Genomic DNA, 235 nt, shown 5'->3' with positions numbered 1-235 from the left:
CGTTTCGACAGCGAGCCGCCGAAGACGGTGAAATCCTGGCTGAAGACATAGACCAGACGGCCGTTGATCGTGCCCGACCCGGTGACCACGCCGTCGCCGGGGATCTTCTGGTCCTGCATGCCGAAATCGACGCAGTCATGTTCGACATAGGTGTCGAGTTCCTCGAAGCTGCCTTCATCGAGCAAGATGTCGAGCCGCTCGCGCGCGGTCAGCTTGCCCTTGGCGTGCTGCGCGT

Annotated in this window: 1 protein-coding gene; it reads right to left on the bottom strand. The window is 62.1% G+C overall.

Translation table 11 applies throughout. From position 1 onward, the window contains the following. Window positions 1-235: carboxyl transferase domain-containing protein (locus O4G74_RS16330; protein WP_331283531.1), on the bottom strand; the 235-nt coding region annotated here is incomplete at both ends.

It is taken from the genome of Henriciella marina, from assembly GCF_027213945.1.
Taxonomy (GTDB): Bacteria; Pseudomonadota; Alphaproteobacteria; order Caulobacterales; family Hyphomonadaceae; genus Henriciella; species Henriciella marina_A.
The sequence above is the reverse complement of the archived record's forward strand: the minus strand, read 5'-3'. Positions and strand labels throughout refer to the sequence as shown.